The 21,919-nt window shown below is 40.3% G+C and carries 13 protein-coding genes, 1 tRNA gene and 1 pseudogene; 3 read left to right on the top strand and 12 right to left on the bottom strand.

The features are described from left to right. Nucleotides 1-35 precede the first annotated feature (35 nt). The 4 genes from L8106_RS03295 to L8106_RS03280 form a co-directional block, all read right to left on the bottom strand. Nucleotides 36-860, bottom strand: coding sequence for an ion transporter (locus tag L8106_RS03295; RefSeq protein ID WP_009782770.1), 825 nt, complete (start codon nt 858-860; stop codon nt 36-38). A gap of 135 nt (nt 861-995) precedes the next feature. Beyond that, the gene (locus L8106_RS03290; protein WP_156803568.1) at nt 996-2,585 is read right to left on the bottom strand and encodes a hypothetical protein; all 1,590 of its coding nucleotides are present in this window, start codon (nt 2,583-2,585) and stop codon (nt 996-998) included. 201 nt (nt 2,586-2,786) lie between these two features. Beyond that, the gene (locus L8106_RS03285; RefSeq protein WP_009782768.1) at nt 2,787-4,046 is read right to left on the bottom strand and encodes an RNA-guided endonuclease TnpB family protein; all 1,260 of its coding nucleotides are present in this window, start codon (nt 4,044-4,046) and stop codon (nt 2,787-2,789) included. Between the two features lie 154 nt (nt 4,047-4,200). Beyond that, on the bottom strand, nt 4,201-5,415 hold the full coding sequence (locus tag L8106_RS03280; protein ID WP_039895386.1) for a glycosyltransferase family 4 protein: 1,215 nt from the start codon (nt 5,413-5,415) through the stop codon (nt 4,201-4,203). 100 nt (nt 5,416-5,515) lie between these two features. On the opposite strand from L8106_RS03280, the gene L8106_RS03275 reads away from it, so the two are divergent. Next, entirely contained in the window at nt 5,516-6,601 is a 1,086-nt protein-coding gene (locus tag L8106_RS03275; RefSeq protein WP_009782765.1) for a polysaccharide pyruvyl transferase family protein, read from the top strand. A 31-nt stretch (nt 6,602-6,632) separates the two neighbouring features. Further along, the gene (locus L8106_RS03270; protein WP_009782764.1) at nt 6,633-7,577 is read left to right on the top strand and encodes a glycosyltransferase family 2 protein; all 945 of its coding nucleotides are present in this window, start codon (nt 6,633-6,635) and stop codon (nt 7,575-7,577) included. Between the two features lie 130 nt (nt 7,578-7,707). Here the strand turns inward: L8106_RS03270 and L8106_RS31940 are convergent. From L8106_RS31940 to L8106_RS03260, 3 genes and pseudogenes are all read right to left on the bottom strand, one after another. Next, nucleotides 7,708-7,863, bottom strand: a pseudogene (locus L8106_RS31940) (glycosyl transferase family 1); the annotation flags it as partial. Between the two features lie 661 nt (nt 7,864-8,524). Further along, nucleotides 8,525-8,596, bottom strand: a tRNA-Gln gene (locus L8106_RS03265). Between the two features lie 505 nt (nt 8,597-9,101). Continuing rightward, entirely contained in the window at nt 9,102-12,767 is a 3,666-nt protein-coding gene (locus L8106_RS03260; protein WP_039895384.1) for a PAS domain S-box protein, read from the bottom strand. Nucleotides 12,768-13,311: 544 nt separating this feature from the next. Between L8106_RS03260 and L8106_RS03255 the strand changes: the two genes are divergently transcribed. Beyond that, nucleotides 13,312-13,704, top strand: a complete 393-nt coding sequence (locus L8106_RS03255) for a PleD family two-component system response regulator (protein ID WP_009782761.1) — start codon at nt 13,312-13,314, stop codon at nt 13,702-13,704. Here the strand turns inward: L8106_RS03255 and cheB are convergent. The 5 genes from cheB to L8106_RS03230 all read right to left on the bottom strand — a co-directional run bounded on the left by cheB (nt 13,701) and on the right by L8106_RS03230 (nt 21,904). Then, nucleotides 13,701-14,822 (bottom strand): chemotaxis-specific protein-glutamate methyltransferase CheB, encoded by a 1,122-nt coding sequence (gene cheB / locus L8106_RS03250; protein WP_009782760.1) that lies wholly within the window; start codon nt 14,820-14,822, stop codon nt 13,701-13,703. The two genes, L8106_RS03255 and cheB, sit on opposite strands and share 4 nt — an antisense overlap. Nucleotides 14,823-15,044: 222 nt before the next feature. Beyond that, complete coding sequence (locus tag L8106_RS03245) at nt 15,045-17,474, bottom strand: hybrid sensor histidine kinase/response regulator (RefSeq protein WP_083798362.1); 2,430 nt, start codon at nt 17,472-17,474, stop codon at nt 15,045-15,047. A 30-nt stretch (nt 17,475-17,504) separates the two neighbouring features. Further along, the gene (locus L8106_RS03240; RefSeq protein WP_009782758.1) at nt 17,505-18,914 is read right to left on the bottom strand and encodes a methyl-accepting chemotaxis protein; all 1,410 of its coding nucleotides are present in this window, start codon (nt 18,912-18,914) and stop codon (nt 17,505-17,507) included. A gap of 42 nt (nt 18,915-18,956) precedes the next feature. Continuing rightward, nucleotides 18,957-20,411: a methyl-accepting chemotaxis protein gene (locus tag L8106_RS03235; protein WP_009782757.1), complete on the bottom strand. Its 1,455-nt coding sequence runs from the start codon at nt 20,409-20,411 to the stop codon at nt 18,957-18,959. 41 nt (nt 20,412-20,452) lie between these two features. Then, nucleotides 20,453-21,904 (bottom strand): methyl-accepting chemotaxis protein, encoded by a 1,452-nt coding sequence (locus L8106_RS03230; protein ID WP_009782756.1) that lies wholly within the window; start codon nt 21,902-21,904, stop codon nt 20,453-20,455. Nucleotides 21,905-21,919: the final 15 nt, after the last annotated feature.

Here is a 21,919-nt window from a genome sequence, read left to right as displayed (position 1 = left end):
CTTGTGAAGAAAGCCTCACTGATATAAATAAAAGTTTACGAGTGAGAAGAACGATGAGTGTTGAGAAGGGTACTACAGCGCTTACAATACAAGGCATCGGGATCATGACTACTCCACCCACAACCCGGACAAATGGTTTCGACTTTGTTTGCAGTTTTGACTAATTGTTTGATTAAATCTCCAATTTGCCACGGTATTAAAGCAATTCCAGTTAAAATCATCAAAATTGTTAAAAATCGACCGGATTCAGAGAAAGGAACGACATCGCCATATCCCACTGTTGTCATCGTGACGACGGAAAAATAAACCGCATCTAAAAAGGTTCCAAATATTTCGGGATTCACCGGACTTTCGACTTGATAAATCAGACCTGAAAATATAAAAATAATCGTGAGTAAAGTAAAGAGAATCCGAGCAAAAATAATCCCATCTTCTGTTTGTAGACGGAAAATATAAATTTTAACATCAATAAATCGAATTAACCGCAGAATCCTAAACCAACGCAAAATTCGCAAAAAACTAACATTAAAAATCCCTAAGAAATAAGGTAAAATTGCAACAAGATCGATCACAGAAAAGGGATTAAAAAAGAATTTTATCTTGTGTTCTGCAACCCAGAATCGAATCACATATTCACAGGCAAAAATAACAACAATCGCCCGATCTATTTCTTCTAAAATATCCCGAAATTGAGATGAAATTGGATAAGTTTGAACCACAAAAATCACCGAGGAGAGTAGAATTAAACCCGTGATACTGAAACTAACAACTCGACCCAGTGTAGTTTCTAAATCATCAAAATAAAACGCAATTCGCTTGCGAGTCAATTTCAGCCCTTCTACTTCCGCTTCTTTATCCATTCATTCAATCATCAACAAATTGTCAATAAATCGTTAATCAAAATCATATCAGGAGTCTTTACAGTCACCCGTTTTCTAAGCTTCTATAAGTGCCGCCAGCGCAAACGTGCTTACTCCTGAACTCTGAGATTACCGCTAATCTAACAACTCTTGAATACGAATCCTATTATCACTGCTGGTAGACTGTTCATCTAACCAAGTGATTGCTTGATTTCGTCCCTCCTGAGCCGCCACAATTAAAGCTCCCCAGGCTTGTAAATCCTTTTCTTCTGGACTCTCAGCCAAAGCCGCTTGAATCCGAACTTTCAAACGTCCATCATCAGCTTGTAAGAGTGTATTAATCTCATCAGAATTCACCCGTTCATTTTGAACCACATCCAACGCTTCTGTCCACCGACCATCAATTAAACTCGCGAGAACTTTTTGAGTCGGACTCGCCCAGGCTGCACCCGCTTGAGCATCTGTAATATTAGCATGAAACTGAATTAAATCTAATTGAGCTTGAGCCAAAGACGGCCATTTATTGGCATCAGAACCGTTTTTATCAGCCTCTTTTTTCAAGGGTTCCATTAACTCTAAAGCCGCCGACCATAAGCCACTGCGAGCCAGTCTTAACGCCTTACGATAGGCATAATTATCAATGACTTGTTCATCTAAAGAAATATCTGCAAGTTGAATCGGATTAGGAACAAACTGACGAGATTTAACTTGATAAATATTAAATTGAGGTTCGAGTCCGATCGTATCCTCAATCAGTAACTCCGGTTCACTATTTCCAGTGACTTGTTCCCAAATAGGTTGCTGTCCAGCCGAACTTTTCCACTCCAACATTGTACTAAGATAATAATAAGCTGGATTGTAATGAATCACTTTACCATAGGGGACTTTCTTCGATCCAATAATTCGTTCACCATTCAAACTAAACCACATCCCAAAGCTTGGAACGTTGCCACTAAATTGACGAAGGCGGGTGAGCGGAACCGGTTTATTTGATCCTTGTTGGTTTGTCCGATTGCTAATCAGCGAAGTCAACACAAAAGATTCGGCTGGCCCGTTAGCATCGAGTTGATGAACGAGGCGATAATACTGCTCACTTCCTGGACGTTGGTAGGGCATTTGAACCGCTTTGTACACTCGCAGTTCGATAATTTCTTGACAGACAGAAGAACAAGGATAAGCTTGAGAAGATTCGCGTTTTTTCACCACCGGAACCAACAAATCAGGTGAATATTGAACTAATTTATCAGCAGGTAAAAGAAACGGTTTGATCAGACTTAAATAGCGATTATTTTCAAACAAAGAAGATGAAGCGGTTTTAGAATCAGAGCGGGATAAAGATAAGCTTTCTCCAATGGTGAGTCCTTGTTCTTCGAGACTGACACGCACTTCATTGAGGGTTTTGATCGCCTCATGGCGCTGGAGGGGAATTTGAGTCCAAGCGGGTAAAAATTGATTGAGCCAAATCCCCACATCGGGATCTAAAATCAACTTGTAGCTGAACCACGCACCGCCAGCAAGTAGCGTTGAGCCTCCCAATAACAGCACAAAAGCCACACCATCAGCCATCCACTTTTGCCACACTCCCGAGAGAATTGTGTTTGTAGAGGGGGGCAATCTTTGCCGACGACGTTGAGGCTGAAAAGGCGGCTTCGTCGGTTTCGCAGAGGTTTTACGATTTCTGGGCTTTGGATTTAGCCATCCCAATTTTTGCAGGATTCTTACCATTTGAGGGGGGGTTTTCGGTTTTCGGTTTCTTCGGTGAAACTTGTTGTCCATCATCAGATCTCCGCCTATTATCCAGGGTTTTAGATGTAAAATTTTTTGGTATTGAACCCTCTGATTACTGTACTGTATAGTTAAGGAACAATTTATTGCAGTGACATCCTCCCACACTGAATCGAAGATTACAGTGTAGGCTTCCAAACCTCACAGCTTGGTTTTCCTGGTTTTTCCCTTGCGGGATTTCGACACTTGCCTAGACTGATTTTTAACAGTCCCCGGTAGAACGTCTGCACAGGCAGTTTCCTTTCCCATCTGTCCAACGGTACTAATGAGTTTAATTCCTCGGTTTCTAATATTTTGACCTGCGGCTACATCGCGGTCTGTTTTGTACCCACAATGAGGACAATTATGGATTCTTACACTTAGATTTTTTTTAACTTCACCACCGCATTCAGGACACTCTTGAGAAGTCCCCCTTGCATCAACTTGGGCAAAAAACTTTCCACGTTTCCAACAAACATATTTGACGATAGTTCTAAACTGTCCGAATGCAGCATCAAGAGTATGTTTCTTGAACAGACCTTTAGCCATTATTCGGTAATCCAAGTCTTCCATGAAGACCATATCACCCGCGTCACAAAGGGCGTGGGCTTGTTTGTAGTGAAAGTCTTTTCTCGTGTTGTCGATTTGGTGGTGAAGACGAGCAACTTTAAGACGTTGTTTTTCGTAATTTTTAGACCTTTTCTGTTTTCTTGATAGTCTGCGTTGCAGTAATTTCAACTCGCTTTGCAGCCCCTTTAAAAACTTAGGAGGTTTAACGAGAACACCGTCACTCGTTGCCAAAAACTTTTCTAGTCCAACATCCACCCCGATAGGATGACCGTGGGTCGTTGGGTCAGGAACACTGACATCACATTGCAAGGAGATAGACGCATACCATCGGTCAGCTTTCCTTAAAATTCTCACCTGCTTAACCACAAACCCTGCTGGGATTGGACGATGCAGGTTGATTGGGATTGCTCCAATTTTGGGCAACTTAATGTGCAAGTTCGTTACCGGATTCTCCTTGAATTGAGGAAAAAGCAACGACTTGAATTGTCCATATTTCTTGAAGCGTGGAAAACCGAATCCTCTGTTTTGGAAATACTCCCAACCTCTATGCAACTGCTTAATAGTTTGCTGAAGAACTTGAGAAGGAACTTTACCCAGTCTGGGGAATTCTTTCTTCGCTTTTGGCAAGTTATTAAGCTGTTGAATTTCGCTAGGAAACTTCATCTCAGCAGAGAGGATATATTCCCTTTCAAGAGAGCATCTATCGACCAAGCACTTACGGCTTTCACACCAATCTTTAATCTCTCGCAACGCATAGTTAAATGCACCGCGACAAATTTCCATCCACTCAATGAGTTGTTGCTCGTGGGTGGTGTTTGGATAGATTCGGTAACGGTGAGTAAGTGTCAGCATCCCAGTATTCTAGTAGATTTGCTGGACAATAGTACAGCACTAAATGTTAAGTTTAGGGACATTGAATCCCGTAAACTTAACTGGGGGAGTCCATGTATCCCAACACCGACCTGAGTACAGGTACGGTTTCGGTCAGAGCTGCCCCCAAACCCCCTCAAAAAGATAAAACTTGTTCATAGCGTTGACCCGCTCGTTCCCAAGTGTATTCGCTCTCGATTAACGTTCGCGCTTGATCGGAAAGTTTTTGTCTGAGTTGAGCATCCTCAAAAAGTCGGCTAATGGCGGCGATGTATTCCTCTACAGTATTCGCTCGTAAGGCTCGTAACGGTACATTCGCTCCATCAACGGCGAGTCCTTCTAAACCGCTATTGCTAGCGACAACAGGTACGCCTGCGGCCATGGCTTCTAAGGTTTTATTTTTGATTCCGAAACCAATTCGCATCGGTACTATACAAACAGTTGCTTGATGTAAATATTCTGCCATTGATGGGACTCGTCCTGTGACTTCAATTCCAGGTATTTTCGATAATTCTGAGACTTCGGGTACAGGTCTGGCACCGACTAGGGCGAGAGTCGCGTCGGGATAACGCTGTTGCACTTGAGGAAATATCTCTAAACTAAAATAACGAGCCGCATCAATATTAGCTAAGTTATCCATTGCGCCGATAAAAATCAATCGGTGTCCTCCGGGGTCAGAGGTTCTTTGAGGAAATTGGCTAAAGTCTACGCCGTTGGGAATGACTTCAAATGTCGCTTTGGGGTTGAAGGCTTGCAGTTGTTGGCGATCTTCTTCTGTGGTTGCGACAATTGCCGAAAATTTTGAACAGTAGCGTTGTTCGTAGCGATACAGTAGGGGAAGGTTTAAGCGATCGCGCAGGGGTTTTTCTGCGGTGTGAGTTTCTAACTGTTGGCGACAGGTACCGTAAACTGAACTATGAACGTTGACAACGGTTTTGAGATGTTGTTTCCATTGAGGACGCACATAAATTTCATTAACGCTATGTTCGCAAGTGATCGCCTCGCATTTTCCCGAACCCACAAACTCCAAAACCCATTGTTGCATCGCTTCGGAATAATTTGACAAGACGCTGGGTGGTGTTCCTTGGGTTAAAAATTGACCAAAACGTTGGATTTTTCCCCGAGTTCCTCCGGTTGCTGCGGAAGTTTGAGGACGAAGAAAAACGACTAATTCATCAACGTATTGTTTCAACCCCTCAATTTCTTCATCTGTGACATCCGGGGATCTTTGAGTTACAACAGTGATAGAATGGTTTTGAGTCAAATATTTGAGCAAGTTAAAGGTTCGCACTTGGGTTCCGCCTCGACTGGGAGGATAGGGAAAAGTTGAAGAAATCATTAAAATTTTCATCGGAATCTAGTCAAGTTCAAGGATTGTTTATTAGTGAAAATAGTCTTAATTCTATCACCAGTTTAGCAAACTCTAATCAAGAAAGTTTAAATCAACAATTATGAAAATTTTGATGATTGGTTATTACGGCTATCAAAATCTGGGAGATGACTTGTTTGTGAAGATGTTGACTTCGTATTTTTCTCAGCAAGATTTTATTGAAAAAATTTTAATCCTTTGCCAAGATAAATATTATCGTGAAAATCACTCAAAGCTAAAATTTATTCAAACCGAAAAGTTATCTCCATTACAGCGATTGTTTCTCCTTATACAAGTGGACGCTATGCTTTGGGGAGGTGGAACGTTGAGTTTGAATAGTCAACCCAAAAGTTTATCTCGACAGCAAACCATTTGCCGTTTTTTGGGAAAAACTTTTGCCTTTTTAGGAATTGGTTTAGAAGTGATGAATTCTACTTCTAATTTAAAATCAATTAGTCGCTTTTTTTCTAATGCTAGTTTTCTATATGTTCGAGATCAATATTCTTATGATGTTGCTCAGAATACGCTTCAAATTAATCCTTTAAAATTGCATTTGGGAGGAGATTTAGCATTTTTAAATCTTGGTTTTTATGAGCCATTTCAAAAAACAGCTATTCAAGCAACACCGCAATTAAAAAACCTATCTTTTACAGGGAAGCATTGGTGGGGAGAGGGAAGAGCAGAATTTTATGCTCAACAATTAATTCCTATCATTGAAAAATACAATACCATAATTCACCTTATACCTGCACAGATAAAAACAGAAAGTAACGATAATCAGTTTCACGAAAAGTTGAAAAATTTTCTTCCTTCTAACCAATGTGAAATTCACACTTGGAGTCATCCTGAAGACTATTTTAAGCTACTGAGTCAGATGGATTTTCATATAGGCAACCGTTTACACTCAATTATTGCGGCGGATTTGATTGGTGTACCCAATATTGGAATTGGCTCGACTGGTTCTAAAATCGATAACTATATCATCAAAACACAAACATTAAGCTCGCAAAGAGTTGTGGATTTTATGGAACCTTTTTCGCTTGAAAAAGTTGAAACTATTTTAACTCATTATAAACAGCCTAAAGCTTTTATTCTTCAAGAGTCTCAAGCGGATCAAGAAGGAGTACAAAAGTTTTTCCAGTTCAACTCTAAATCGTCCAAACATTAAAACTTTTGCTTATTTTTAAGGAACTCAAGCAATGCCTAAAATTAGCATTTGCATTCCCACTTTTAATCGGGTTAACCTCCTTCCCCTGGCGATTAACAGCGTTCTCCAGCAAACCGAACAAGACTTTGAATTGATCGTGTGCGATGACGGTTCAACGGATGGAACGGCGGAGATGATGTCTAAAATTGAGGATAATCGCGTTCGCTACATTCGCCACCCCAAAAATATCGGAAAAAGTAACAATATGCGATCGGGGTTTGAAGCCGCCACCGGAGACTATTTTATCAAGTTCGACGATGACGATCGCCTGACTCGGGAGTTTCTCGCCAAAACAACCGCAATTTTAGATCGACATCCCCAGATCGATTTTGTGGGAACCGATCACTGGATTATTAATATTGATAATCTTCGGGATGAACCCGCCACCCAAACCAACTCGCAACGTTGGGGAAGAACTTCATTACAAGAGGGAGAAGTTGAAAATTTACTCTCCGTTGTTTTTGTTCAACAAAGCTTTCAAATTGGCGCCACTCTATTTCGCCGTCAAGCATTACTGGATGTCGGATATATGCGTCCTAATATTCAAAATTGCGAAGATAACGATTTATTAGTCCGTTTGGCGATCGCACAGAAAAAGGCTTACTATCTCCCGGAACGGTTGATGGAATATCGGGTTCACCCCGAACAACAAGGAATTCATCGGGCGATTCCCTATTTGCGAGATAAAGTGCAATATTTACAGAGTTATGAGTTTGAAGATCAATCTTTAGAACAAATTCGCCGATCGCGTTTACAAGAAAGTCAACTCTTACTCGGACTGCGGTTAATTGAAAATGGCGATACCCAAAAAGGTCAACAATTGGTTTGGGAGTCTCAGTCCTTCTCACCGGGGAAAGCTTGGACAGGACTCTTCCTGTCTCTATTTCCAGTCGGTTTGCGGGGAAAAGCGTTTGAGATGCTGCGAAAAATGCGTTAGTTGGATCGATAACAATTTAAGCTTGAACTGTGATCCATTGAGTCGATCAAGGGTTTAGTTGAAAGGAGAAATCGGACAAATCAGTTTACGGGCGCTCAGGAATTCGATATATTAAAGATGGGTATTACCCCTCAACTTCTTGATCGGAAACATCTTCACTGCGTTGGGTGACGAGGGTAACTGGGTGTCGTTGGCTTAAATACCGCAGTAAGTTAAAGGTGCGAATGGGGGTTCCGCCTCGGGTGGGTGGATAAGGAAATGTTGCTGAGATCATTAAGATTTTCATAAAATTTTCAATATTTTAAAATGAGGTGTTTCTCCCACCAGGGAGGGTCTAATCTACTTTCCCAAATATATAGCGCTAGGGAATAGGGAACAGCGCAAACTTGCGGCCCGGCGGTTTCCGGCGAGAGCAAAGTTTGCAAGAGAGGGAACAGGGAACAGGGAACAGTAGACTGGGTAGTGGTTTTAGGATTTAGAAATGACAATAATGTATTCGCGTAGCGCTATAGCTTTATCTTAATGGAGCAAGAAGACCCGCACCATAAGTTTATGTTGGCGACGGGACGGGGCGTATAAATACAAGCCGTTATAAATACGACCCAGCAACTATTTAGGTCGATCTTGCTCCTTGATATACTCTTTTAGTCTATCAACAGTTACGCCTCCACAACTTGAAACGTAATAGCTACCAGACTACACAACTTTCTTGCCCCAATAGACTTTTTTCAGCTTTTCATTAAAACTGATTAGAAAGCTCCCGACTGGTTGCTGTTTTCATGGAGTTAATCAGCTTGTTTAACTGTTGCTGCCGGAAATGAGGATGAATATCAAAACCTGTATCAACTTTCTATGTTAAGCGAAGTTGAGTCAAGAATAGTAAAAATAGCTTAGACTGATCACCGCTCAATAATTCTAATCCCGTTAGGGTCACTTGATCAATCTAACTGGGGCGGAAGGATTCGAACCTCCGAATGTCGGGACCAAAACCCGATGCCTTACCGCTTGGCGACGCCCCACTGCGTAACCATATATCATAATAGCAGCATTCCCCCTAAAAGTGTCAAGTCTTTTGAAGTGGAAATTTTATTTTTTTTTTTACCGAAAAAATTGGGGTACAAGCCCCGTCCTTGAGGACGGCTTTATGCTAAACTTTCTTTTGTGGAAAGGGTAATCAACCACACTAAAAACCCAGTCGCCGAAAAGGCAGCGCACCTTGACGCACTGAAGTTATGGGGTTCGGTACAGGAAAGCTTGTACGGGTAAAAGCTTCAAGCAACAAGTACAGAGAAACCAAGATTTAGGTTTTGAACTGTAGGGTAGGGCATACCCAAACAGGCTTCTGAAATGGAGCAAAACGCTTGAGGAGAGTCCATCTCTGGTATAGATAGGTCGCCCTATCTGTATTAAGTGGACTCGCTGAACCAAGAATCCCCGCCGTTTACGGCGTGGGAGTGTCAACGTAGACTTGAAACCCCTCAAAGCTCTAGAGTTTAACAGCTTTTTAGATGTTTCTCTTTGAACTCAATCTCTGGGTCGTAGCTCAGGGGGCGGTTCTACGGGAATTTCGATCCAAAATTCGCAGCCCTGCCCGGGTTCAGACAAACACTTGAGCGATCCACCATGTTTTTCCACAACAATTTTATAACTGATGGATAACCCTAACCCGGTTCCTTTTCCCACAGGTTTTGTTGTAAAGAACGGATCGAATAAACGATTTTGAACAGCAGTAGAAACACCAGAGCCATTATCTTTGATTTTGACCCGAACATAAGGTATATTCAAGCGATCTGCGGGGTTTTTCACCTCAAATAACTCTGTATCAATCGTAATCTGGCGAGGATCAGGTCGGTTATCAAGGGCATCAATAGCGTTACTAATAATATTCATAAACACTTGATTGAGTTGACCTGCATAACATTCAACTTTAGGAAGATTGGCATAGTTTTTAATAATTTGCACACCAGAACCGACTTTTTTGGCTTTCCAGCGACTATGCAAAATTAATAGTGTATTATCAATGCCTTCATGGATATCAACAGGCTTCATTTCCGCTTCATCCAAACGGGAGAAGTTTCGCAAGCTGACCACAATCTGCCGAATGCGATCGGCTCCCATCTCCATTGAAGCAATAATTTTGGGTAAATCTTCGCTAATAAATTCTAAATCAACTTCTTCAATTTTCTCTTTAATTTCTGGACTCGATGTTGGATAACTTTCCTGGTAAAGCCTGAGAACATCTAATAAATCTTGAGTGTAATCTCTCACATAGTCGAGATTGCCATAAATAAAGTTAACAGGATTATTAATCTCGTGAGCAATACCTGCAACCATCTGACCTAAACTCGACATTTTTTCACTTTGAATGAGTTTAGCTTCTTTTTCTTGTAAATCCAGTAACGCATGAGAAAGTTGAGCCGCTTGGGTTTGAGCCGCTAAAGCCGCCGCTCGGGTTTGAGCATAGAGTTCTGCTTGATCGATAGCGATCGCTAACTGATCAACCACCGCCTGTAACAACTCCACATCGTTGACTGTCCAATCGTGAGTATTCTGATAGTGATTACACACGATCGCTCCTCGTTGACCGGAACGAGTTTCTAGGGGTAAAAACAACATGGAAGCGACTCCGACTTGATGTAAGGCGCTTCGGGTTTGTCCATCTAATCCGTCTACTTGACTACTATCATTAATTTGAACGCTTTGATGTTGCTCGATTTTCTCCGATAGCCAACTGACACAATCGGGGGGATAATCCACCAAACCTTGAGAGAGATTAGAAGACTGAGCCTGATGAGTGATCACAAAACTAGATCGCGGATCGGTTGTGGGAAGATACCACAGAAAATGACATTGATCGACTTGTAATAAACTTCTAATCTCACTGACAGCTTTGGCTAAAATCGTATTGAGATCGAGAGAATCACGAATCTGACTCGCCAAACGGAACAACAACCCTTCGCGACGACTGTGAAGTTCTTCTAAAGCTGCTACTCGGTCAATTCCCACTGCGATCGCATTTGCAATCCAATATAAAGCATTTTGAACCTGTTCTGTCAGGGAACGACGACTGCTAATTTCCATCATCCCCACTTGTCTTCCTTCGACGACTAAGGCAAAATTGAGACACAAACAATTGTGACTAATCCGTTCTGGACAGTCTGAGCAATTTTCTACTTCACACTGACCGGATGTGACTTGTAATTCTAGGTGATGCGTTGAGCGGTTTACTGTCCAAATCGCTACACCTGTGACGCTGAGATGACTCGCAATGGCGTCACTACAAGCTTGTAAAATGGTAATCGTTGTTCCGCCCTGTCCTAACGCTTTACCGACTTCGGCTTCGAGCAAGGATAAATGCGATCGTTCCAGGAGAGAGACTTCGGCTTTTTTGCGGGTGGTAATATCTCGGGAAACGGCGACTAACTCTTGAACTTCTCCGGTTTGGGGATCTCGAACGGCGTGAGCGGTGGTTTCAAACCAAATATATTCCCCATTACGGCGACGAATGCGATAACTGACGAGGGAGATTTCACCCTGGGCGAGTAAGGTTTGATGGGAAGCTCTAACGGAAGCAACATCTTCGGGATGAAAGAAGTCATAAGCGGAATGTCCGATTAGTTCTTCTGGTTCATATTTGAGCAATTTTCGACAAGCCGGAGAAGCATAAAGATAGATTCCTTCTGAGTTGTGTCGAGAGATTAAATCTGTGGCATTTTCGGCTAAAAGTCGATAGCGTTCTTCACTGGTTTTTAAGGCTTCTTCGGCTCTTTTTCGTTCGCTAATATCGGTTTGAATGCCAATAAAATGGGTGACTTCTCCGGTTGTATCTCGCACGGGAGAAATTGCCAGTTCGTTCCAAAATGGAGTCCCATCTTTGCGATAATTTTTTAAGGTGACTAAACAATCTTTTGCTTCTCGCAAGCTATTCCGAATTGTCTCAATGGCTTGAGGATCGGTATCATTTCCTTGTAAAAATCGACAGTTTCTTCCCTGAATATCGCTGCTAGAATATCCGGTAATCCGTTCAAAAGTCGGGTTACAATAAATAATCGGATTATCTTTGGCTTTGGCATCACTGATCACAATACCACTCGGACTTGCTGCGATCGCTCGTTCTAATAAACGCAGCATTTTTTCTGACTCCCGGCGCATGGTGATATCAGTTCCGGTGGCGATCAGATGTTCGACTGAACCATCGGGATTATAAATAATTTTATTTGACCAACCGATCAGGTGAGTCCGACGATTTAGATCGATCCATTCACTTTCACAATAGGGGGGAAACTCAGCCGGAGAGGTTGAAGATTTTGAGGAGAAAGCGTCAGTCTCAACGGGTGAATGATAAATCGATAACCCAAATTCTTGAGGTGTTTTTCCTTCGATTTCTTGGGCGGAATATCCACTAATTTCTTCACAGATACGATTGAAACGAATAATTTTTCCTTGGGGATCGAGTACGATCACTAATGCACTTAAAGTATCAAGAACGTTACACACAAAATCTCGTTCTTGACGGACAATATCCCAAATTGAGGAGCGTTTTTGGATCGTATTTTCAAGTTTGATTAGTTTTCCTTTTGCATGAATCAGTTGACGATGTAAATTCATCTGTACACTGACTTGCTCTGCGATCGCTTCTAACGCCTGTAGGCTATCAGGACTCAAATGGCGAGGTTCATAGTCCATGATTGATAGCATTCCCACCAATACCCCTTCTTTTGTTTGAATTGGGATACCAAAATAACAACGAATTGCGGGATTGAATTTCAGTAAGGGATGAGTCGGAAACTGTTTATTTGTCGAAAGATCTTCTAAAATAATCGGAGCGAAATTTTTTGAGGAAGAAGATAACCCCGCATCTGAAGGTGAACGGGTTTCTGTCGGAGAAGATGTTTGATCTTTCTTGAGGGTTTTTGCAGATTTAAAACAATTATCCGGGTAATGTAGAGAAATAACCGTCTCACAAAAGTCAAGATAATGATAGGTTTGGGCTTGTAAACCGACTTGTGATTTTAACCACTGACAACTCGCATCAATCAAGCTAATATATCCGACGGGAGCTTGAGCAATATGAATGGCGATTTTGAGCAAATGGTCAAAGGTGACTCCGGCTTGAAATCCCATAATTTCCTGTAGAGATAGGTTCTCTTGTTGCCCCATTGTACGATAATCTGAAAGTCTGATTACCATTTTTAACCTATTCCCCTAAAAAAATTGAGCGAGCAGATTTTTACACTCAAGATTCAGAATTTAGGGAAATCTATTTATCAATCCATGATCATCTTCGATTCCCTGGTCTTGATCTTACTATTTTTTAGAGTGTGTCTTAATCATAACAAGACTTGAAGGGGTTTGTCTGGAAGTCTAAGAAGATTTTTATCCAAGGCTGTTGCTCTCAAACTAATGATTCAAATAGCTTCCAAACGGACGAACAGATGACAAATAATCAGTTTATTTTACCCATTGACGATGTACTTTTCGCGAAAATTCGTTACAATTTTTATTAAAATGAGCAAGAATCTGATTTAAACTTGATAAATTTGAGATCTGACCACTCTACTCTAAATTTTCTCTATCCAATGTGTTTAATGCTCTTTCTCGCTTGAAGCCCCAAATAAACCGATCAATATCTAGAGAATTTAGAGTTCTTTTATCAGGTCGTTTAAACTATTAATAGAGATTGAACTTCTCAACCCCCCTGCGGACATGAGATCAAAAAAGGAAAGCGGCGAATATGTCTGCCATAACTGATCATTCCATACCCACTGTTTTAGCAGTTGATGATAGTCCAGTAATGCACGGTCTGGTCAAACAAGCTCTTGGGAATGATTACCGAGTTCTTGTCACTGACAACGCGGTAGAAGCACTATCCCTATTATACCAAGAGAAGGTATCCATCTTACTTCTCGATGTCACTATGCCGGAGATTGACGGCTTAGAACTTTGTCGTACAGTCCGAAATTTGCCCCAATTTCAAACGTTACCGATTATTATGCTGACAGCCCGAGATGGGGCGTTTGAGAAGGTACAAGGGCGTTTAGCCGGAGCGACAGAATATCTAACTAAACCCTTCAATCCACAAACCCTGTCTGAGGTGATTACGCAAGTTCTGAGCGGAAATGCTTAAATATTCTTTGAACCTCTGTCGTTTGCTTTGAGGTGCTTTGGGTGGCGACGCTCGATGTGCTGTAACAACACAGAAGTAATCGCATCAATCGCCAGAATTTGGTGAGCCGCCCCGAGCGCGATCGCTTCTTTTGGCATTCCAAACACCACTGAACTCGCTTCGTCTTGAGCGATGGTTATGCCATTAGCTTGAGCGATCGCTGCCATTCCATCTGCTCCATCTCGTCCCATTCCGGTGAGCAAAATCCCCACACTGCGATCGCTGTAATATCGAGCTAAGGATTGAAATGTCACCGTAATTGAAGGCCGATGTCCCGCTAAAGGGGGCGCACTGCTGTAGAGAAATCGACCTTGACGATCTATTTCTAAATGATAGCGTTCGGGTGCAAAATAAACAATTCCATTTTGAGGAATTTCGCCATTCCGGGCAATTTGAACCGAGAGAGAACATTGAACATTCAACCAATTGACTAAACCCTGTAAAAAACCTTCACTAATATGTTGAATACAAATAATCGGAACAGACAAATTAGCCGGAAGTTTAGTTAAGATGGTATGTAATGCTTGGGGGCCGCCTGTTGAGGCTCCAATCCCGACAATCCGAATCGGTTTTGAGATCAAACTTGAGGTCGAAATAGAAGGGGAAGATGCCGGGAGATTAGCCGGAGAATTCACCCGATGAGAACTGTCAGAGGAACGGTTTCTGCGAGTAAAAACTCGGACTCCTGACAAAATTCTGATTTTACGAATTAAATCTTGGGCGAGTTGAGAATTTTCATTAAGTAATCCATTTTTGGGCTTGGGAAATACATCAACTGCACCCGCATTCAACAATTGAAAAACATTATAAGTATCTTCCCGTTGAACTGCGGTACTAATCACTAAAATCGGCCGAGGACAGTTTGCCATAATTTCTTGTGTAAATTCCAATCCGTCCATGTGCGGCATATGAAAATCTGTACAAATAACATCGGGTTTGATGATCGGAATAAGTGCTAATGCCTCTTTTGCCGTGTGAGCGCTGCCGACGACTTCGATTTCAGGAGAGGAATTTAAAATACGTTTGAGAACAATGAGAGCAACGGGAGAATCATCGACCAGAAAAACTTTGATTGGCATATTTTGGCTGTTCAGTTGTCAGAAAATTAAACATTTGAGCATTTTAACGACACACTGAGAGTTTCTGTTCAGTGTCAGGTGTAGGGTTAGCTCGGATTTTTTTAAGGGTGAATTGACCAACGGTTACAGATGACTCCCCCGTAGAATGACGGAGTAATCTATAACTTTATTTTAACCGATTATTTTCACCATGAGTCACTCTTTTTAAGTCTCTTTCTGGGATTAAATCAGTCTTTTCAAAGTATCAAGTAGTACCTGTTGATTAAAACTACTTTTGGTAATGTAGGCGTTGGCTCCGGCTTCTGCTCCTCGTTGCTTATCTTCATCAGATGCTAAAGAAGTGACTAATATAATCGGCAACTCATTATAGTCTTGATTTTCACGAATTTTTGTAGTTAAGCTCAAACCATCTAAATTCGGCATCTGCACATCAGAAATGACGGCATCAACGTTGCGTGTTTTCAGTTTATTAAATCCATCTAATCCATCGACAGCCGTGATCACTTCATAACCGGCTGCCTCCAAGATTCGTTTTTCTTGAGTGCGGGTGGCAATTGAATCTTCAACGAGTAAGATTACCGATTTTTGTTCACGATATTCTTGATGACTTTTTCCCTCTATTTTAACAAATTTTCTGTTAGAACTCAAGTGTTTACGAGCCGATTTAATTAAATCTAGTGAGTTTAAAACCATGCACACTTCACCTGTTCCTAGAATCGTCGCTCCGGCAATATTGCGAACTCGTTTAAGCAATTGACTTTGAGATTTGAGTACAACATCTTGTTCGTCAATTAAAGTATCAACAAATACGCCTAATTTTTCCTCTCCAACTTTCAAGACAATACAAGGAAAGGTTGTAGAAGCATTCATCTCTTTGTGAGAAGATTCGAGTTCAAGCAGTTCAGATAATTGAGCCACAGAAAGAGGCTGTTCTTCAAAAATAATTGTATCTCGTCCTTCAATGGTAAATAATTCACTCGGAGAAACTAAGCGAGTTGTGCGAACAAATTCGACAGGAATACCATAGGAAATATTCTGCACACCGACAATTAAAACATGGGTTGTTGCTAAGGCGGTTCCCAGTTGCATCCGAAATGTAGAACCTTTTGTCGGAACAGACTCTAAATCAACACGACCTTTAAGCTGTTCAACATTATTCCGCACAACATCCATCCCAACACCCCGACCTGAAATTTCTGTGACTAATGTACGGGTTGTAAAACCTGGAGAAAAAATCAGTGCTTGAAGTTGTTTTGAGGTCATTATTTCGAGTTCTTCGAGAGGATAAAGACCTCGCTTTAGAGCGGTTTTTTTAATTTGTTCGGGGTCAATTCCTCGACCATCATCACTGACTTCAATCACAACAGAGGTAGCGGTTTGATAGCCTCGGAGACAAATTTGAGCAATAGGAGGTTTACCGTATTGTTGTCGTTCTTCTGGGGATTCTATCCCATGGTCAACTGCATTTCTTAATAAGTGCATTAAAGGATCTTTTATTTCCTCTAAAATCCGTTTATCTGCTCGTGTTTCCCCGCCTTCTATGAGAAGTTCAACCTGTTTATTTTGTTGTCGGGCGAGATCACGTACCATCCGAGAAAAACGGTTAAAAATAGTTGAGAGGGGCAACAGTCGTAAAGTGCGAATATCGTCTTCAAGTTCATTAGAAATTAGCTCTAACCGGGCGGTATCTTCATAGAGAGAACCTCTTAATTGATTGACTAACGCTCCTAATTTTTCTAGATGTTGACTTGCACGACTATAATAATTGTGGAGTTGTTCAATCGCTTTATGAGTATTTGTGGATTGGGTTTCTAAGTCATTGAGAACAAATCGATTCACAAACGCATCTCGACTCCATTCTTCCCATAATAGGGTGAGGGCTTCTACTTCACTGAGTCGATGAACAATACGAATTTTAGTAACTGTTAGTTCTCCCGTTTGTGTCATTAACGCATCGAGTTGACGGGTAGAAACACGGATAGTTTCAATTCGATGAGTGCTACCATCAAAAGTAACTTTATCGTCGTTTTTTGGAGATGGATTTACCGGATAACTCAGAGAAGAAACTGAGGTATTGATCGGTTTTTCTAAAGAAGGCTGAGGGGGTTCTTCTGGTGAGGAATTGAGGTTAATAACAGGTTCTTCTAATAAAATTTTAGGGGGTTCTTTTGGGGAAGGTTTGATCGTTTCAACCTCGATATTTTCCGATACTTCTAAAGTCTGTTGTTCTGAAAGATGAGTATCATTAGAAGGTTGAGTTTCCAGTGAGCTTTGACCTTCAGCCGCGATTAAACTCGCCATTACTTGAAAGGTTTTTACACCAGAAGGTTCACCTGTAGAGGCTTCTTGAACAAGTTTCCGCAGGGCATCTAGGGCTTGAAACAAGCAATCACTCACTTCTGAGGAAAAAATAACTCGCCCTTGATTAATCGCGCCTAATAAATTTTCAATTTGATGAGCAAGAGTGGCAATATCTTTGACCCCTAACATTCCCGCGTCTCCTTTGAGACTGTGAGCTTCTCGCAAAAGTTCTTCAAGTCTGTTTAAATCTTGCGGATTTTTTTCTAAGTACAAAAAACCATCATCAAGATTTTGTAAATGTTCTTCACTGGCGGTTCTAAAGACTTCTCTGAGTTCATCATCTTCAATCATCATTTTTACTCAATCCTCTAAAGTTAGGAATTAAACGATTTCTTTTAAGTTATTAGCGGTTTTATTTAGGAGTTGGGTGCTAATTTTAGTTTGAGAAATGCCATTTGTTGATTCTTGAATACCAATATTGAGACTATTCATCGCTTCAACAATTTGCTCAATTGCGATTGCTTGTTGTTGAACATTTAAAGAAATTTGTTGAACGTTTACCGTCACTTCGTTAATCGCTATACCAATTTCTGTAACTGCTTTTGATCCTTCTTCTGTTACTAATATGGTTGAGTTCGTTTCCTTTTGAATTTCAGAGATTAATACCCCTATTTTTTGAGCGGATGTGCGACTTTGATCAGCCAGTTTACGAATTTCACTAGCAACGACTCCAAATCCTTTACCATGTTCTCCCGCCCGCACCGCTTCAACCGAAGCATTGAGAGCTAAAATATTGGTTTGGTTGGCTAAATCAGTGACAAGGTTAGTAATATTATATATCTGGTTTATATTTTCACTCAAACGAATAATTTGGTTTTGAATTTGACTCATTTTTGTTTTGAGATTTGTTTTTTCCTCCCATCGTTCTGAATTTGTTTGATGATTTCCTCCCGCCAATATTAACACCTGAGTTGCTCCCTCAGCAGCAGCGGTAGCTTGTTCGGCAGACTGACGAGCAGACACCCCTAATTCATCGATACTGGTTGTGGTTTGGTTGACAGAAGCAGCTTGTTGAACAGCTACTTGTTCTTGTTGAGCCACAGTAGTTGCTATTTCTGTGGTAGCAGAAGCAATTGCACTCGCTTCACTCTCTAATTTCCGAATAATTTGAGTGATAATCCATCCGCCCAAAATGACAGAAAGCAATAAGGAAACTCCGGTGACAACCCAAGTCATCCAAATTACATGATTAAAGGCTTGTTCTTGAAGTTGAGTTTCTACTTGTACAGTTTCTTGTTCTTGCTGATCAATACGTCTAATCAAAGCTGATATTTCTTGATTAATATCTAGATATTTTAGATCTTTCCAAGCTTGCAACGCCTGTTCAGAGTTGTTTTGGTTTAATAACTGAATAATTTGCTGTTCTAATTCTTTCTTTTTGAGGACTTGCTGTGTTAGTAATTGTAAATTGTTTATTTGTTGTTCTTGCCAAGAAATTTCTTCTAAAGACTGAGCAATGTTTTGGTATTGATCCTGTGCATTCTGATATTGACTAAGATAGATAGCTTGAGGATCAAGTAAGTGGTTCTGAAGCGCGATTGACATTTGATTAATTTCTATCGCTAAATGCCCAATACTTTCCGATACTTGATTAGATGTATTCAGTATTTCTTGCTTGTCTTGAATTTTTTTGATATTAATACTAACGATTAAAGAAGCGATAAAAAATAATACAATCGGAATAAAATATCCAAAAATTATTCCATATCTTAACCGTTTAAAAATCAACATTTGTATCTCCTATTGTATTGTCTTACCGATCAAGTCTTGAAATTACAAAGAAGATTGCAACTCCAATGCCACCTGATTGAGTCTTTGTAATCCAGTTTTAGTTTGATTCAAACCATTTGCAGTTTCGTTAGAACCTTGATTAATCGAGTTCATCGCTTCTAACACTTGAGAAATGGCAATCGCTTGTTGTTGGGTGTTGAGGGAAATTTGTTGATTGTTTAATACTACATTATTTACTGAGTCTGAAACCCCCATCAATGCTGATGCTGTCATTTGAGCAATTTCTACTCCCAAAAGTACCGTTTTTGTTCCTTCTTCAGTCACAATGACTGTCGAATTTATAGCACTTTGAATATCAGTTACAAGGGTATTAATTCTTTGGGCAGATTTTTGACTTTCATCAGAGAGTTTTCTAATTTCAGCCGCAACGACTGCAAATCCTTTCCCATGTTCGCCTGCTCTAACGGCTTCAACTGCCGCATTTAATGCTAACATATTAGTTTGATTGGCTAAATCACTGACTAATTTAGAAATATTCCCAATCTGATTGGTTTGTTCACTTAAACGAATAATTTGTTGAGCAATTCCATCGACTTTTTCTCGCAAATCTGCCATGCCATCTAGGGTTTTTTCAACCGCTTTACTTCCATTTTCAGTGAGGTTTAAAGCCTGTTTAGAATCCATTACCGAAGATTCGGCTTGTTCAGCAGTCGATTTAGAAGATGTACTGAGTTCGTTCATTGTCGTTGTGGTTTCATTAACCGCAGATGCTTGTTGATTGGCTGTTCGTTCTTGTTCTTCGAGAGCTGCTGCAATTTCTGTTGAACTTTCAGAAACGACTTGTAGCGTTTTTTTCAAAGTATTTGTGATCGATTGACTAAAGAAGAAACCAATCGGAGAAGCCACAACAACAGCAACAAAAATTATCAATCCAAAAAAGAGTATAATTCGGTCGTAAACAGTTTCAACTTCCGCTCGTTCTTGAGCCGCAATATCTAACTGTAAATTAATTAACTCTTGAATTTTTTGAGTGAGCGGATCAATGACTTCATAGAGTGGCCCGTCATAAGCATCTAACTGAGAAGCATCTCCCGTTTCTAAAGCTTGTTGAAGTCTCGCAATTTTTTGATTAACAGGCACAAATAACGTTTCAACTTCGCGAGAGAGTTTTTGTTCTTCTGGAGTAAGGTTTGTTTGTTGATAAGCTTGCCAATGTTCTTTGATTTCTGAGGAAGCTTTTTCAATAGATTTGAGGGCTGTCTCCATAGAAGTGACTTTTTCATGGGCTTTATTCACTGCATCAACGACTAAAACAGCATAAGCATCAGAGACTAATTTAAGTTGCTTGAGTGGTACAATTCGATCATCATAAAGTGCAGTAACTTGTTGATTAATTTGACCAAAAGAAATCATTGAGTATAGACTCACTCCTAATAGAATAATCGCCGGAGTAACAAAGAATCCTAGATATAGTTTTGTACTTAATTTAATATTCATCTTTCTGTTTTGATAAAGATCTGTTTTGATAAAGAGAAGTATTATAGGGTTGACTGCAACTCCAATGCCACCTGATTGAGTCTTTGCAGTCCAGTTTTAGTTTGATTCAAACCATTTGCCGTTTCGTTAGAACCTTGATTAATTGAGTTCATCGCTTCTAACACTTGAGAAATGGCAATCGCTTGTTGTTGGGTGTTGAGGGAAATTTGTTGATTGTTTAATACTACATTATTTACCGAGTCTGAAACCCCCATCAATGCTAATGCTGTCATTTGAGCAATTTCTACTCCCGAAAGTACCGTTTTTGTTCCTTCTTCAGTCACAATAACTGTCGAATTTATAGCACTTTGAATATCAGTTACAAGGGTATTAATTCTTTGGGCAGATTTTTGACTTTCATCAGAGAGTTTTCTAATTTCAGCCGCAACGACTGCAAATCCTTTCCCATGTTCGCCTGCTCTGACGGCTTCAACTGCCGCATTTAATGCTAACATATTAGTCTGATTGGCTAAATCACTGACTAATTTAGAAATATTCCCAATCTGATTTGTTTGTTCACTTAAACGAATAATTTGTTGAGCAATTGCATCAACTTTTTCTCGCAAATCTGCCATGCCATCTAGGGTTTTTTCAACCGCTTTACTTCCATTTTCAGTGAGGTTTAAAGCCTGTTTAGCATCCATTACCGAAGATTCGGCTTGTTCAGCAGTCGATTTAGAAGATGTACTGAGTTCGTTCATTGTCGTTGTGGTTTCATTAACCGCAGACGCTTGTTGATTTGCTGTTCGTTCTTGTTCTTCGAGAGCTGCTGCAATTTCTGTTGATGAACTCGCCATAACTTGAGTTGCTTGTTGAATTGTTTGACTAATATTTGTTGCAATTAAAGTTGCAATACTAATGGCAAGAATGATCACTAATAATGTGCCAAAAAGCAATGCGTAATTCAGCCAACTTAGACTATTTAAAGTTTCTTCTGTACCTTGATTTAAAAGTTCTTCTTCTTGAACACTAATCTCTAGAATAAGTTGCTCTATTTGCCTGACATATTGGGTTCCATTTTGATTGTTAATCAGAGAAGCAGCTTCTTCATATTTTCCCTGTTGAGCGAGTTCAAGAGCTGGACGACTGATGCGATCATACTGACTCACTAGCTCTCGCAGTTGAGATATACGCTTTTTTTGTGGCGGATAAAGTGTTAGTTCTTCGACGGTATTCGCCATGCTATTAAACTGTTTTAAATAATCTTCATATTCTTCTAAAAATAATGGATTTCGTAGACCAAGATATCCACGGCAACTCTGAATAACTCCAAGTGCATTCTTTTCTAGAGTATGAATATCAAGTAATAATACTTGTACTCGTTCAACATTTTTAAATGTATCAAAGACTTTTCTAATATTTGTGTATACCAGTCCGCTTAAGACGACAAACAGCAAAAAAGGTAAGGTATAGCCTAATAATAAACGTCCTTTAAGGTTTAAATTTCCAAACATTGATAATATTCTCCT

This window comes from Lyngbya sp. PCC 8106 (assembly GCF_000169095.1).
Classification (GTDB): domain Bacteria; phylum Cyanobacteriota; class Cyanobacteriia; order Cyanobacteriales; family Microcoleaceae; genus Capilliphycus.
The sequence above is the reverse complement of the archived record's forward strand: the minus strand, read 5'-3'. Positions and strand labels throughout refer to the sequence as shown.

What these genes read in the sequence shown, in the direction of transcription:
- L8106_RS03295 (WP_009782770.1), bottom strand. Translation starts at nt 860, where the DNA reads ATGGATAAAGAAGCGGAAGTAGAAGGGCTGAAATTGACTCGCAAGCGA.
- L8106_RS03240 (WP_009782758.1), bottom strand. Translation starts at nt 18,914, where the DNA reads ATGTTGATTTTTAAACGGTTAAGATATGGAATAATTTTTGGATATTTT.
- cheB (WP_009782760.1), bottom strand. Translation starts at nt 14,822, where the DNA reads ATGCCAATCAAAGTTTTTCTGGTCGATGATTCTCCCGTTGCTCTCATT.
- L8106_RS03285 (WP_009782768.1), bottom strand. Translation starts at nt 4,046, where the DNA reads ATGCTGACACTTACTCACCGTTACCGAATCTATCCAAACACCACCCAC.
- L8106_RS03290 (WP_156803568.1), bottom strand. Translation starts at nt 2,585, where the DNA reads ATGGTAAGAATCCTGCAAAAATTGGGATGGCTAAATCCAAAGCCCAGA.
- L8106_RS03275 (WP_009782765.1), top strand. Translation starts at nt 5,516, where the DNA reads ATGAAAATTTTGATGATTGGTTATTACGGCTATCAAAATCTGGGAGAT.
- L8106_RS03280 (WP_039895386.1), bottom strand. Translation starts at nt 5,415, where the DNA reads ATGAAAATTTTAATGATTTCTTCAACTTTTCCCTATCCTCCCAGTCGA.
- L8106_RS03235 (WP_009782757.1), bottom strand. Translation starts at nt 20,411, where the DNA reads ATGAATATTAAATTAAGTACAAAACTATATCTAGGATTCTTTGTTACT.
- L8106_RS03245 (WP_083798362.1), bottom strand. Translation starts at nt 17,474, where the DNA reads ATGATTGAAGATGATGAACTCAGAGAAGTCTTTAGAACCGCCAGTGAA.
- L8106_RS03255 (WP_009782761.1), top strand. Translation starts at nt 13,312, where the DNA reads ATGTCTGCCATAACTGATCATTCCATACCCACTGTTTTAGCAGTTGAT.
- L8106_RS03230 (WP_009782756.1), bottom strand. Translation starts at nt 21,904, where the DNA reads ATGTTTGGAAATTTAAACCTTAAAGGACGTTTATTATTAGGCTATACC.
- L8106_RS03270 (WP_009782764.1), top strand. Translation starts at nt 6,633, where the DNA reads ATGCCTAAAATTAGCATTTGCATTCCCACTTTTAATCGGGTTAACCTC.
- L8106_RS03260 (WP_039895384.1), bottom strand. Translation starts at nt 12,767, where the DNA reads ATGGTAATCAGACTTTCAGATTATCGTACAATGGGGCAACAAGAGAAC.